This window comes from Paenibacillus sp. cl141a (assembly GCF_900109305.1).
In the GTDB taxonomy this organism is placed as follows: Bacteria; Bacillota; Bacilli; order Paenibacillales; family Paenibacillaceae; genus Paenibacillus_AQ; species Paenibacillus_AQ lautus_A.
On the sequence record NZ_FNZO01000002.1, the window covers coordinates 874,680 to 888,534 of the forward strand.

Below are 13,855 nucleotides of genomic sequence, written 5' to 3' on the forward strand. Positions count from 1 at the left end.
AGGATATGAAGACAACGAGCAGCTTTCTAACATCGACGGTGCAAGTCATGCCGCCATCCGGCATCCGGCAATTTTTTAATGCTGCGGAAGCGGATGACGAGGTCATTTCGCTCGGCGTGGGCGAACCGGATTTCGTGACGCCCCAGTGTGCGATCGATGCATGCAAACGGGCGCTGGAGCATGGGCGCACGATGTACACGCCGAATGAAGGGCTGATGGAGCTGAGGGAAGGAATTGCAGACTATCTGCATGCCGGCTTCCAGCTGCAATACGAGCCGTCGAGGGAGGTCCTGGTTACGGTCGGCGGAAGCGAAGCGATTGATCTTGCGCTGCGGGCGCTCATCTCGCCTGGCGATGAAATTATCATTCCCGTACCGGGATATGTCGCCTACGCTCCTCTTGTGCAATTGAACGGCGGCACCGTCGTTGAGCTGGAGCTATCCGCCGAGCATGGCTTCAAGTTGACGGCGGATGCACTGCAGCAGGCGATTACGCCCCGGACGAAAGCGGTCGTTGTTAACTTTCCGAGCAATCCGACAGGAGCCGTCATGACCCATGAGGATTGGCTTCCGATCGCGCGCCTTGCGGTCGAGCACAATTTGGTGGTGATTTCAGACGAGATGTATGCCGAGCTTACTTATAGCGGCACGCATACGAGCGTCGCTTCCCTGCCGGGGATGCGGGAGCGGACCGTCATCATCGGCGGATTCTCCAAAGCCTTCGCCATGACGGGCTGGCGGGTCGGTTACCTCTGCGGCGATGCCGGGCTGGTGAGCGCTATGGTCAAGATCCATCAGTATACCGCGCTCTGCGCGCCTATCATGGGACAGATTGCGGCCATCGAATGTTTAAGGAACGGGCTCGGGGATCGGGACGAGATGAGGCAGGCTTACGATGAGCGCCGACAAATGTTTGTGCAGGGACTGAGCGATATCGGCCTGAGCTGCCGCGATCCTCAGGGAGCTTTCTATGCATTCCCCAGCATAACCGGAACCGGCCTCGGTTCGCAGCAGTTCGCGGAGCGATTGCTTCGGGAGGCCAAAGTAGCCGTTGTGCCGGGCCATGTATTCGGTGCCGGGGGCGAAGGCTTCATTCGCTGCTCGTATGCCGCTTCGTCCGCTCGACTCTGCGAAGCGCTCGAACGAATGGAACGCTGGCTTCAAACGCATGTACGTGCCGAAGGTCTTCATGCCCTACAGAATTCTTGACAGCTTCCGGTAATCGGTAGCGGTAATCCCCTCCAGCCTCCGGAAGATCCGGCTGAAATAATGAATGTCCGGGTATCCGACGCCTTCGCCAACCATCTCGATCGAGATGTCGGATTCCCGAAGCAGCCGGCGCGCTTCCCGGTGACGAACGGATTGCACGAATTCGCTCGGCGGCATCCCGGCAAGGCGCTTAAACAATTTGGCGGTATGATCCGCGCTTAACATCAAATGCTCCGCGATGACTTTGTTGCTCCAGTCTTTGGCTGGAGCTTTTTCGATTTGAGCCATCAGCTCGATCAGCTTGGCCTCGTGCGGCGACGTTTCCGTCAATGCCCGGGAGGGGTGCGTCCGAAACAGCTGAACCAGCACATCCAGCATCAGTCCCTTGCAGGCAAGCTCATAGCCGGCGGGACGCAGGGTGAATTCCTCTACGATGCGTTCCATCATCTGTACGCATGGCAGGGGTGGCGTGTAGATAATCCGGGAAGAAAGGGGAGGGAAGGCGGATGATACGGCTTCATGCGCGAACTTATCCGTATCCACCATGGCTTCGTTCACGATCATATCGGCTTCCGTCTGGATGTCCAGCTCATCGAAAAAATCAAAATGGATTCCCAGAAAACGCGCGTCGGGATGGGAAACCACCTCATTCTGGTGGTAAACGCCGGACGGCAGGAAGATCAGCTGGCCTGCTTCCACGGCATGCCGGTTCCCGTACATCGTAGTAACGGCTTCCCCATGGCATACATAGAGCAGCTCGAAATCATATAACCTGCGCTGCGGGAGAGCTCCCGTCCCCATGCGTTGAAACTGTGCATAATGAATGCTGGGCGACCATTCGCGGAAAGGCGCTTCGCGTTTTACCGGATAATCGGGGTCCATATCGGCCATCGTAGATTCACTCCCAAATGTTAGTAAGAGAATAGAACGGAATTGTCCAAATAATCGCTTTTCTTTCTAAATCATTTCTTGGAATGTTTATTTATTATATAAGTATTATTACATCCAATTGGTTTATTTACAACTTGACGGAAAAAGTCAAATGATGCGTTTCAGAAAACATTTGTAACATCATCAACCTATGAATTTTAGGAGGGATTTGCGATGAAAAAAGGGATTAATATCTGGTCGTTCCCGGGAGAGGCTTCCATCTCCGACTGTATCCGATTGGCAAAAGAAGCGGGCTTTGACGGAATCGAATTATCGCTGAACCAAACGGGGGAGCTCGGCCTCCAGGCAGGCGATAAGGAAGTGCAGAACATAACGGCACAGCTGAAGGACGCAGACCTCGATATTGCAGGATTGGCGACAGGTTTGTACTGGGACTATCCGATGACCAGCGACGACCCGGCTATCCGTGAGAAGGCCATGGACGTGTGCAAAAAGCAGCTGGAGCTCGCGGCTGCATTCGGTGTGGATGCCATTCTTGTGATACCAGGGGCGGTCGGCGTCGATTTTGTTCCCGGTTCCGCAGTCATTGACTACGAATATGCTTACGAGCGGGCACAAGAATCCATTCGCAAGCTGGTTCCCTACGCGGAAAGCGCCGGCGTTTCAATCGCGCTCGAGAATGTATGGAACAAATTCCTGTTGTCCCCGTTGGAATTGCGGACCTTCATTGACGAGATCGGTTCCGACTATGTCGGCTCATATTTTGATGTAGGCAACGTCGTGCACAACGGTTATCCGGAGCACTGGATTCGGATTTTGGGCGAGCGGATCAAGAAAGTCCATTTCAAGGATTACCGCAGGCAGGCAGGCGGATTGCACGGTTTTGTCGACCTGCTGGCAGGAGACGTCAATTATCCCGCAGTGGTAGAAGCTCTGCGCCTGATCGGCTACGACAACTATGTCACGGCAGAGATGATCCCCGCCTACACCCATTATTCGGAGCAGATCATATTTAACACGTCCAATGCGATGGATGCGATTCTCGGACGGACGCCGTCTTTGCGCAAGCCGGACGCGCGGCAGCATCAAGGACAATCATAATCATAAGGGATACGGAGGGAATGAGAATGCTTAAGATCGGAATATTGGGTTTTGGTTTCATGGGCCGCATGCATTTCGACAATTATCTTCGTTTGGCTCAAGAAGGGGCAGAGATCGAGCTGGTGGCGATTTGCGATCTCCTCATCGATGAGCTTAAAGACAGCAAAGCCAACGGGAATATGGCGACCGAGCGGGATGTCTACGACCTGGAGCCTTATCGTCTTTACGACCATGTGGACAAGATGCTCGAGCATGAAGAGCTGGATATCGTGGATGTGTGCCTGCCAACGTATTTGCATGCGGATATGTCCTGCATGCTGCTGGAGCGCGGCATTCATGTCCTGTGCGAGAAACCTGTTGCGGGCAGCTCGGAAGAAGCCTGGCGCATGGTGAAAACAGCGGAACGCACGGGCAAAACGCTGATGATTGGACAATGCCTGCGTTTCTGGCCGGCTTATGAATATTTGAAAGAATGCGTGGAGGACGGCCGCTACGGCAGCATCGTTGCAGGCGAATTCTTCCGGGGATCGGAGCCGCCTAAGGGCTGGTTCCTGGAAGGGGAGAAAAGCGGAGGCTGCATCACGGACATGCATGTGCATGACGCGGACATGATCCACTGGCTGATGGGCAAACCGGAGCGGGTGTCCACATTCGCCAAAACGATCATTGAAGGTAGCTCGTACGATATCGTATCCACCCATTACACTTACCCTGACGGGAAAGTGATTAACGCCCATGCGGATTGGACGCTGCACGGCGAACATGGCTTCTATATGGGATACCGGGTAAATTTCGAGGAGGCTACCCTGGTGTTCGAGAATAATGAATTGAAGGTGTATCCTGAAGACGCACCGGGCTTTACAGCCGAACTGTCCGGAGATTCCGGCTACTACCGCGAGCTTCAGTATTTTATCGAGCATGTTGCGCAAGGAAAGCCGGTAACGGTATGTACGCCAGACAGCGCGGCCGGGTCGCTGGAAATTATCGAAGCCGAGATCCGTTCCGCGAGAGCGAACGGGGCTTTGGAGACCGTGACGGGGAAACAAGCGGTATCTTAAGGGCATACAAGTTTTAAGTTCCAACACACATTATGAGACAAACAACAGGCCGATCAGGAAATTTCCTGATCGGCCTGTTGTTTGTGTTTATCAAGACCGTTCCAAGCGAACGTTGCGGTTTGCTTGGAACGGTCTCAAAGCTTGCGTCGGTTTATGCTCTGAACGTCTTCAAGAAGTCCACGGCAAGCTTGATGTCCGCTTCCGGATTGGTCTTCACTTCGCGTTCGATGGTCAAATACCCGGTATAGCCGATATCTTTAAGGGCTTGCAGGTAAGCATTCCAGTTAACGCCGCCTTCGCCAAGCGGAACCTCACGAAACTTCTCGCCGGATTCCGCCATATCGGCAATTTTGTCATGGTCAAGCGCGGGTGCTTCATATCCGAATTCGCCGTATACGTCACGAGGATCGATGTAGTCTGCCAGCTTGATTCCGTCCTTCGCGTGCGTATGAACGATATAATCCTTCAGGTTGTATACGCCCTGTACTGGATCGTCCCCTGTGACCATGACCATGTTGGCCGGGTCAAAGTTAACGGATACGCCGTTGGAACCCAGGCCGTCCAGGAATGATTTCAAGTGAGCCGAAGGCTCCGGTCCTGTCTCGATGGCAAAAAACGCGTTCATCGAGTTCGCGAAGGTGCTGAGCTCTACACAGGCCTTATGCATCGTTTCGTATACGCGGCCGTTGTGATCCTGCGGCACGATACCGATATGGGTTGTAATGATATTGGTTCCAAGCTCCAAACCGAGCTCCATGATCCGCTTGGATTTTTCGATTTTGGCCGCATTTTCGGCAGGATCCTGAAAGCCGTGTCCGCCAAGATCACCGACGAGGGCGGAAATTTCAAGTCCCAGGGAATCGATATAATCCTTCAATTCTTTTCGAGCGGAAGCGGAGAGGTTGGCCGGATCCATTTCGCCGTGAACGGCATAGATCTGAACGCCGTCCGCCCCGACCTCCCGTGCTTTGACAAGACCTTCTCTTACGCCAACCCGAAAGCTGTCAACGATAACGCCAATTTTGTTAGGCATGATAGGCTTCGACATCCTAATATCCCCCTTATATCATCCTTGTGTGATCCATAAGCCGTCTGCTTTACGCTTCGTTCCAGGCTTTACGGACATATTCCAAACCAAATTTAGCACCCGTGCGGCAATCTTCCATCCCTTCGAATTCGATCGAGATATAGCCGTCGTAACCGGATTCCTTCACGATGCGAACGACTTCCGGCATATCGATATCGCCTTGGCCGACAATCGCGCCGCGCAGCCAGTTGCCGCTGGAGGTGTTAAACCAGCCGGATCCGGGCGCGCGGTTAGCCGGACGATAGTAGAAGTCCTTGAAGTGAACCATGGACGCGAGGCCGATGTTGTTCGCGACAGCCACGGTGGATATCTCGTCTGCACAGAGGAAGTTCCCGATGTCCAGGGTAGTTTTGAAATTAGGGTGGTTCACGGTCTGAACCAGAGCTTTGACGCGGTCGCTATGCTGAATGAAGTAACCATGGTTCTCCACGCTGGTGGTAATGCCGCGTTCTGCCGCGTAATCGGCAATGATGCGGCATGCATTGGCCAGCCGCGGAAGTTCCTCCAGGAAATGCGTGATGGACAAGTCCTTGGAAGAGCCTACGTCATGGCGCATCAGCTTGACGCCAAGCGCAGCCGCAATGTCCACTTCGCCTTTAACTCGTTCAATCTCCGCTTCATAAGCAGCGTCATCCAATTCCGCAAAATTGGCGCCGATGGCGTAGTTGGAGATTTCAAGTCCTTTGGAGGCGGCACGGGATTTGATCGTATCGATCAGTTCCGGCGTTTCCTTGAGGTTAAAGCCGAGCGGAACGATCTCGATATGCTCTCCGCCGATTTCCGCAACGTAGTCGATGACGTCGGTAATGGTCATTTCGCCTCTGTTCATGGCCTGGTACAGGCTGTACGAGCTTACTCCGAGTTTCATAGGAGAACTTCAGCCCCTTTCTCGGCGGATTCATAAATGCCGCACAGAATCTTCATGATCTCAACGCCGTCTTCAACCGGGCTGAGCGGTGTCGTGCCGTTCTCGATACAGGAAATGAAGTGATTGACCTCGCTTTGGAAAGCAGCGTCGAAGTCGAATCCCTTGTTGTCGGTTTGCGGCTGGATATTGATGATGGTATCGTGCTTCTCGGTTACGATGGAAACCTCAGGGTCGATCTCGAATCCGCCCTTGTCTCCATACAATTTAACGGATTGCAGATTTTCCTTCGAGTGCAGCGTGAAGCTTACGTCCACGAGCAGAGAGGCGCCGTTTTCAAAACGGATCATCGCATTCGCCATATCCTCGACGGTGTTCTTCTCGGCATCATAATCAGCAGCTTTATAGAAGGACAGGTTGCGCACGTTAGAACGATTGCCCAGCTTCCGGTATGTATTGGCACTGACGGCAACCGGCTTCGGACGGCCCATCATGTACCAGCACAGGTCGATGACGTGCACGCCGATATCGATGAGCGGCCCGCCGCCGGAACGTTCGATGTCGGAGAACCAGCCGCCCGGATTGCCAAGGCGGCGAATGGAGGAAGCCTTCGCGAAGTAGATCTCCCCGAATTCACCCTTGTCTGCAAACTCGCGGAGCATTTGAGCGTTAGGGTCATAGCGTCTTACGAAACCGACCTGGAGCATTTTGCCGGAGGATTTCACGGCCTCCTGTACTTGAAGCGCTTCCTCAACGGTGCGGCAAAGCGGTTTCTCAACCAGAACGTGTTTGCCGGCGTTCAGTGCCGCAATGCTGATTTCGGCATGCGTATTGTTCCAGGTACAGATGCTTACCGCATCGATTTCCGGATCGGCCAGAAGTTCTTTATAGTCCGTGTAGACTTTGGTAGCGCCGTATTTTTCAGCTGCGCGCTGTGCTCTTTCTTCGTTTAAATCGCACACGGCGAGCAAATTCGCGTTCGCATGTTTTTGATAGGATTGCAAATGCATAGCAGAGATTGATCCAGTGCCAATGACGCCAACATTAATAGATTTCATGAGTTCACTCCTCTGAATTTACTGCATTACACTTTCGTATTATAATGCTTTTAGAAGAAGACACCATGATAAACCGTGCTGTTTGTTTGTACAATTGTGCTGTCTTACTGGAAGGAGATCAGAGCATTGGACAAAACACTGCGAGAACCGATGACGATGCCGGATCCTCAGTTTCCGATCAAGGTTCATCGTTGCGAGTTTGATGGACGGGGACAGGTATTATTTAATCATCACTGGCATGAGCATCTTGAAATATTATATTTTGTTTCGGGGGAAGCGACGCTGGAATGCGGCTCGACCACCTTTACCGCCAAGGAAGGCGATATGATCGTCATTAACCGGGATGAACTGCATTACGGCCTCAGCCAGTCGGACCATTTGTTTTATTATGCGTTAATCGCAGATTTCTCGCTGCTGCAGAGCCATTCCCTGGATGCGCCCGAGATGAAATTCATCACGCCGATCACCCAGAACCGGCTGATCTTCGAGAACCGAATCAGCGGGGATGATGCGCTGGCGCCCATGCTATCCATTATCAAAGAGCTGGAACGGCAGGAATTCGGTTATGAGCTGGCTATCAAATCGGAGCTGTACCGATTGCTTACGCTCCTGCTTCGAGGTTATGTCGCAACGGTTTTGACGCAGGATGAATACGCCCGGCGGATGAAGAACGTCGAGCGGTTTGCACCGATATTCAAGTATATCGAGGAGCATTACCGGGAGGATCTGTCGGTGGAGCAGTTATCCGGCATGGCCGGCCTCAGCCGTTTTCATTTCAGCCGGTTGTTCAAGGAAATCAGCGGCCGGACCGTAACGGAGTACGTGAATGAAACCAGGCTCAACCGGGCGGATTACCTGCTCCGCGAAAGCCCGCTTACGGTATCGGAAATCGCGGCCGCTACCGGATTCAACGATATTTATTATTTCAGCCGGACCTTCAAGAAATATAAGCGGATGGCTCCATCGGCTTTACGGAAAAAGTGATCCCGGGGTTTTGCGGTTCTATCAGGTTCCATATAGACATAAATATAAAAGCGACATATAATGAGTAATCATATTGATTGCATAAAGCGGCGGAGACGACGGAGAACCCTTTTGCTTACATGCATACCGTATTTGGTATGCATTCCAAGCAGAAGCGGTTCTTTTTTTTAGATTATTGAATGTAAAAGTTTTCAGCGAAGCTGAACCCATTCGATAATCGCAAGAAAAACGTCCACTAAATGCGGTCTGTCTTCTTTGAAGGTACGTCGATAGATGTTTTCTTATTATATGTTGAGAGAGGAGAATGTCAGGTGGACACAAGCTTATCCGCCAAGATGCGGACCCGTTATTTACAGGACATGTCGGCAAATAAGCTGGATGTGCTGGTGATTGGCGGCGGTATCACGGGGGCGGGCATTGCTTGGGACGCCAGCTGCAGAGGGATGAGCGTCGGCTTGGTGGAGATGAATGATTTTGCTTCGGGAACGAGCGGCAGATCAACGAAGCTGATCCACGGGGGACTCCGGTATTTGAAGCAAGGGGAAATCGGCCTGGTACGGGAGGTGGGCTCTGAACGGGCACTGCTTCACCGAAGCGCTCCGCACCTGGTGGAGCCGATCCCCATGCTGCTCCCTATTTATAAAAAAGGCACCTATGGTTATTTTGCCAGTTCCGTCGGGTTGTATCTGTATGACTGGCTGGCGGGTGTCAAACGCAGCGAACGGCGAAAGATGTTTCGGAGGGAGAGCACCCTGGCTCTTGAACCGCTCTTTCGGAAGGAGGGATTGAAAGGTTCCGGTTATTATTACGAATACCGCACCGATGATGCGCGTTTGACGGTCGAAGTGGTAAAGTCTGCAAGGGCTAAGGGAGCGCACATCGCGAATTATGCCAAGGTGCAGGAATTTATATATCGAGGAGGAAAAGTAGCGGGAGCACAGGTGGAAGACCAATTGAGCGGGGAGACCTATGCGATATACGCCAAAAAAATCATAAACGCCGCTGGTCCATGGGTGGATCAGGTCAGGCTGAAGGATAATTCGCTCAAGGGCAAGCAGCTGCTCTTAACAAAGGGCGTTCACCTGGTGGTGGATCATGCCAAGCTTCCCGTACGACAGGCCGCTTATTTTGATGTGCCGGGCGGCCGAATGATGTTTGCCATTCCGCGGGAGGGCAAAACGTATATCGGAACGACTGATACCGTCTATAAAGGGTCGATTGAGACGCCCGGCATTACCGAGGAAGACTGGCGCTATCTCATCGATGCGGTCAATCATGCGTTTCCGGAAGCAGGGCTGAAGCCAAGCGATATCGAATCCGGATGGGCGGGGCTGCGGCCGCTCGTTCGCGAGGAAGGAAAAGGTCCTTCGGAAATATCGCGAAAAGATGAGTTGTTTATATCCGATTCCGGGTTGATCTCGATTGCGGGCGGAAAGCTGACCGGATTCCGGAGAATGGCCGAAAAGGTCGTCAACCTTGCAGCCAGACAGCTGCAGGACGCCGATGGCACCATCTATCCTCCCTGTACGACGGATCGGGTTCCGATAGGCGGAGGAGACCTGAACGGACTCACCTATGCGGAAGCTCAGGAGAAGCTTATTAAACAGGGCGAATCCCTCGGCATCAGGCACGATGACGTGAGGAGCCTGATGACCAGGTATGGTACCGATACCCTTGAACTGTTTAAACGGATCAGGGCTGCTTCCGACAAAACAGAAGCTGTCGGATTTAGACTGCTGCGTGCCGAAATCGAGTATTCCATCGAATGCGAAATGACGATGAGTGCCGTGGATTTTCTGTTAAGAAGAACAGGCTGGATGTTATTCGACCGGCCCAAAACCGAGCGAGTCATTGCTTCCGTCATGAGCTTGATGGGAGAATACTTAGAGTGGGATTCTGAGGAAGTCGACAGGCAATGGGAACTGCTGCAGGACCAATTGCAGGCGGCATGGGGAGTGGCGGAAGGCAACAGAACAGAGCTGGCTGCAGCTCCGACAGATCGGGAACAAGTCAATGATGCGGTCTCCGAAGAAGAAACCGGGCATCCATCGGCCGTGTCGGCGATGAACCGATAAGGTTTATCATGATGATCTTGTCAAATGTAAAATGTGGATGTAGTATAACCTTATAAAGTTATAGAGCGGGCAGAGATGATGAGAAGCCCTTTGCATAACGAGAATCTTTCATTTGTCATGAATGAAGGTTTCTTCCATGCAAAGCGCTTCTCATTTTTTTGTATCCGCAAGGAACCGCCGGTCCAGGGACTAAAGGACATGGCGCTGTCATATGTATACCTTACGTACAGGGGCTGGAGATATAACAGAGATATTTGACCAGACCTGTCCCATGACGTTTGAAGGCGAAATTACAGATTGAACATGCAGAGGAGAACGAAGTATGGATCATTTTGCAGGGTATATTTTTGATTTGGACGGTACGATTTATCTTGGGGCCGAGGCCATTGACGGTGCCGTGGAGACCATTCATTACTTGCAGGGACTGGATAAGAGGCTGTTGTTTTTGACCAACAAAACGATAGACTCTAGGGAGAATTATTTGAAGAAATTAGCGAAGCTTGGCATTCAGGTTGAATTGAATCATATTCTGAATCCCGCGCTTGTTACGATTCATTATCTTCAGAAGCATCATCCGGATGCAAAAGTATATGTCATTGGCGAGGATATATTGAAGGATGAACTGCTGGACAATGGGATACGATTCGCCTCATCCCCGGAGGAAACCGACGTCGTGGTCGTATCGTGGGATCGGGATTTTCACTACCGTCATCTGGATTTTGCATATCAGGCGATCAAGGGGGGCGCTGAGGTTATTGCTACCCACCCGGATCGAACATGTCCGATGCCTGGCGGTGATGTTCCGGATTGCGGCGGCATGATTGGTGCCATCGAAGGCACTGCCGGCATTACCATTACGACGGTCATGGGCAAACCCTCCGTCTTGACGGCATTGACGGCTCTTGATATTTTGGGAGTGAAGGCCGAAGATTGCCTGATGTCGGGGGATCGGCTGGAGACGGATATCAAGATGGGCAATCAGGCGGGAATGAGCACCGCTTTGGTGCTGACCGGGGTGTCGACCCAGGAGGATCTGATGGACAGCAGCGTGAAGCCCACCTATGTGCTGAATTCGGTTCACGATATTTATCTCAGCGGTACTGCCTTGCAGCAGGCAAACGAAGCACAATGACGAGTATCTACAAAAATATGCCGGGGCAACGGGAGAATTGGAGAGGTTGCGGCGGCAACGAGGTGAAGACATGAAAACCAGTGTTGAAGGTGCACAACGAATTTCGTATTGCTTGAAACGTAAACCCATTATTACTTCATTAATGAATGCGGATGAACTTCCTGCCGTGTTAGCGACCGAATCGAACATCGTATTTATTCTCAAAACCGATATTTTTATCATTGAATCGATCGTCGAGGAGATTCGCGAGGCAGGCAAGCTTTCGTTTGTGCATTTTGATCTGATTGAAGGGATCGGCAAAGATAAGACGGGAGTTAAGTACTTGGCTGAGAAGGTTGGCATCGACGGGATTGTCACGACAAAAAACACGGCGATTGTGGAAGCAAAGAAGCTGGGCTTGTTAACGGTTCAGCGTCTGTTCGTATTTGACTCCGTCTCCCTGGACAACGGGATCAAGATGATTAAGGCCTCCAATCCCGATGCCATTGAAGTGCTCCCGGGCATGGTGTGCCAGCGGATTATGGAACGTATTCGCGCAGAGGTGGACGTGCCTGTCATTGCAGGGGGGCTCATGATCGATTTGGAGGATTTTGATACGGCTCTAAAGAGTGGTGTAATCGGCATATCCACCTCCAGCAAAGAGTTATGGCGCTGGCAGGATGAACATATGGCATAACGAAGAGCCGCCTTACAAGATGAAGATGGGTGGAGATTAGGAATGGATGTGTTTCAACTGGATACGGAGACCATGCTGATGCGGCTGCTGTTCGCTGCATTGCTCGGCGGTTTGATCGGTTGGGAGCGGGAACGCCGGAATAAGCAGGCCGGGTTAAAAACCCATCTCTTGGTTGCCGTCGGATCGACGCTGATTATGCTGACTTCCATCTACGGGTTTGACTCTGCACTAATCAATCATCCCAATGCGAGGTTTGATCCTGCCCGGCTGGCAGCACAGGTTGTAAGCGGTATCGGTTTTCTTGGTGCCGGAGCCATATTGCGGCGTTCCAATCATATCATTTCAGGTCTGACCACGGCCGCCACGTTATGGGTGGCAGCGGCTATCGGTTTAAGCGTGGGCTCCGGTTTTTACTGGCCTGCAATCATCACGACAGCGATCGTTCTGGTCAGCACGCTGGTGCTGAATAAATTGGAATCGAGGTTTCTCTTTATCAAAAAGTCCGGCAGCTTAAAGATTATCATCGAGGCGGGTGACCGTCCGGTACATGTAAGCACGATTACGGAGTTGCTGCAAAAGGCCAATATGACGGTGGAAGGCATGATCGTGAACAATGACACGACGGAAGACGATTCGACCAAGGTAACGATGGAATTCCGGGTATATTCTTTCAACAGCAAGGGAATTAACGGATTGTTCGAGCAGTTGTGGCAGGTAGAGGGGATTAAGCAGGTTCGCATGAACTGGCGTGATTAAGGACTCGGCGTTGCTTCGTTGCTTGATGGGGGAGTTTTGGACCGACAAATCATGGAACATGGAGCGGTGAAATGTCCTGTAAAGGCTGAGCCCGGGGGAACCCGGACTCGGCTTTTTTGGTTTTCTAATGGATGGAGGAAGCATTGAGTGACGAGTCGCCCCTGTTCCGCGCTTTCGTCCAGTTAAAAGCCGAGATGCTTCTGGCTATCAGAAACTGGGCTGCATAATACGTGGTCATGATCCATACGTTCGAATAAAGGATATCGGAAACAAACATGTTCCAGGACAGGATCGAGTCCGAGATGACAAAGAGCAGACTTCCAAGCAAGGCTAACTGGTTTCCGGTCATGACGGAGGTCCAGAGCATGGTCGAGATGACCACAATATAAGCGATGACGGGAAATATCAAAGCCTGCTCCCCATGTGAGTTGAGAGAGGTCACCAATTGAAAGCCCATCCAGACCGAATAGGCCGCAATCGGAACGATGCTGAGGAGGCGGGGAAGCGAATATCGCCATTGTCCCAGGAAGCTGACCGTATAGAACAGGTGACCGATCAGAAAAAAGGTAAGGCCGACGACAAACCAGATCAGCGTACCGTCACCGATCATGCAGAAGAACAGTCCCGATAACAGAAGATAGTGAACCTTCGTGGCACGGGGCGGGAATTGCCGATATGCAAACAGGATGATGAGCCACATGGGGATGAGCTTGAACAGCAGTTTGACGAGCATGGGCTCGGAAGGAATGAAGAAAATGTAAAGCAGACTCATGATCAGGATGAACAATGGCAGCAGATATCGTTTCAAATCAAATCCCCCCGGCAGAAATGTAATCTCATGCTTAGACAAGTTCTTCCTCAGCGTCCCAATTCCTCTTTCCTGATCCTTGGCTGTATAAAAGGTATGTTGAATTAATATAAATGGGGCTAGCCTCTGTAATAGATGTTTTATAATGGAAATGGG

The 13,855-nt window shown here is 51.9% G+C and carries 13 protein-coding genes; 8 read left to right on the forward strand and 5 right to left on the reverse strand.

Annotated features, from left to right (window positions below; genetic code table 11):
• Window positions 1-5: 5 nt before the first annotated feature.
• The gene (locus BMX45_RS09110; RefSeq protein ID WP_090909388.1) at window positions 6-1,208 is read left to right on the forward strand and encodes an aminotransferase class I/II-fold pyridoxal phosphate-dependent enzyme; all 1,203 of its coding nucleotides are present in this window, start codon (window positions 6-8) and stop codon (window positions 1,206-1,208) included.
• Here BMX45_RS09110 and BMX45_RS09115 read toward each other — a convergent pair.
• Window positions 1,194-2,099, reverse strand: coding sequence for a helix-turn-helix transcriptional regulator (locus BMX45_RS09115; protein ID WP_090909389.1), 906 nt, complete (start codon window positions 2,097-2,099; stop codon window positions 1,194-1,196). The genes BMX45_RS09110 and BMX45_RS09115 overlap by 15 nt on opposite strands.
• A gap of 213 nt (window positions 2,100-2,312) precedes the next feature.
• Here BMX45_RS09115 and BMX45_RS09120 point away from each other — a divergent pair, with 213 nt between their 5' ends.
• Window positions 2,313-3,200 carry a sugar phosphate isomerase/epimerase family protein gene (locus BMX45_RS09120; protein WP_036660164.1) on the forward strand — a complete coding sequence of 296 codons (888 nt, stop codon included), beginning with the start codon at window positions 2,313-2,315 and terminating at the stop codon, window positions 3,198-3,200.
• A 26-nt stretch (window positions 3,201-3,226) separates the two neighbouring features.
• Window positions 3,227-4,258 (forward strand): Gfo/Idh/MocA family protein, encoded by a 1,032-nt coding sequence (locus BMX45_RS09125; protein ID WP_090909390.1) that lies wholly within the window; start codon window positions 3,227-3,229, stop codon window positions 4,256-4,258.
• 151 nt (window positions 4,259-4,409) lie between these two features.
• Here the strand turns inward: BMX45_RS09125 and BMX45_RS09130 are convergent, their stop codons facing one another.
• The 3 genes from BMX45_RS09130 to BMX45_RS09140 are packed head-to-tail and all read right to left on the reverse strand — an operon-like array spanning window position 4,410 to window position 7,268.
• A complete protein-coding gene (locus BMX45_RS09130; RefSeq protein WP_090909391.1) occupies window positions 4,410-5,306 on the reverse strand; it encodes a sugar phosphate isomerase/epimerase family protein in 897 nt (298 codons plus the stop codon).
• A gap of 49 nt (window positions 5,307-5,355) precedes the next feature.
• Window positions 5,356-6,213: a sugar phosphate isomerase/epimerase family protein gene (locus tag BMX45_RS09135; protein WP_090909392.1), complete on the reverse strand. Its 858-nt coding sequence runs from the start codon at window positions 6,211-6,213 to the stop codon at window positions 5,356-5,358.
• The gene (locus BMX45_RS09140; RefSeq protein WP_015736732.1) at window positions 6,210-7,268 is read right to left on the reverse strand and encodes a Gfo/Idh/MocA family protein; all 1,059 of its coding nucleotides are present in this window, start codon (window positions 7,266-7,268) and stop codon (window positions 6,210-6,212) included. Before BMX45_RS09140 ends, BMX45_RS09135 begins: the two co-directional genes overlap by 4 nt.
• A 126-nt stretch (window positions 7,269-7,394) precedes the next feature.
• On the opposite strand from BMX45_RS09140, the gene BMX45_RS09145 reads away from it, so the two are divergent.
• The 5 genes from BMX45_RS09145 to BMX45_RS09165 all read left to right on the forward strand — a co-directional run bounded on the left by BMX45_RS09145 (window position 7,395) and on the right by BMX45_RS09165 (window position 12,891).
• On the forward strand, window positions 7,395-8,252 hold the full coding sequence (locus BMX45_RS09145) for an AraC family transcriptional regulator (protein WP_090909393.1): 858 nt from the start codon (window positions 7,395-7,397) through the stop codon (window positions 8,250-8,252).
• 311 nt (window positions 8,253-8,563) lie between these two features.
• Complete coding sequence (locus tag BMX45_RS09150) at window positions 8,564-10,327, forward strand: glycerol-3-phosphate dehydrogenase/oxidase (RefSeq protein WP_090909394.1); 1,764 nt, start codon at window positions 8,564-8,566, stop codon at window positions 10,325-10,327.
• 322 nt (window positions 10,328-10,649) lie between these two features.
• Window positions 10,650-11,459 carry an HAD-IIA family hydrolase gene (locus BMX45_RS09155; RefSeq protein ID WP_090909395.1) on the forward strand — a complete coding sequence of 270 codons (810 nt, stop codon included), beginning with the start codon at window positions 10,650-10,652 and terminating at the stop codon, window positions 11,457-11,459.
• 70 nt (window positions 11,460-11,529) lie between these two features.
• Window positions 11,530-12,135: a glycerol-3-phosphate responsive antiterminator gene (locus BMX45_RS09160; RefSeq protein ID WP_009593577.1), complete on the forward strand. Its 606-nt coding sequence runs from the start codon at window positions 11,530-11,532 to the stop codon at window positions 12,133-12,135.
• 42 nt (window positions 12,136-12,177) lie between these two features.
• Window positions 12,178-12,891 carry an MgtC/SapB family protein gene (locus BMX45_RS09165; protein WP_009593619.1) on the forward strand — a complete coding sequence of 238 codons (714 nt, stop codon included), beginning with the start codon at window positions 12,178-12,180 and terminating at the stop codon, window positions 12,889-12,891.
• A gap of 124 nt (window positions 12,892-13,015) precedes the next feature.
• On the opposite strand, the gene BMX45_RS09170 is transcribed toward BMX45_RS09165, so the two are convergent.
• Window positions 13,016-13,699 carry a lysoplasmalogenase gene (locus BMX45_RS09170; protein WP_090909550.1) on the reverse strand — a complete coding sequence of 228 codons (684 nt, stop codon included), beginning with the start codon at window positions 13,697-13,699 and terminating at the stop codon, window positions 13,016-13,018.
• Between the last annotated feature and the right edge of the window lie 156 nt (window positions 13,700-13,855).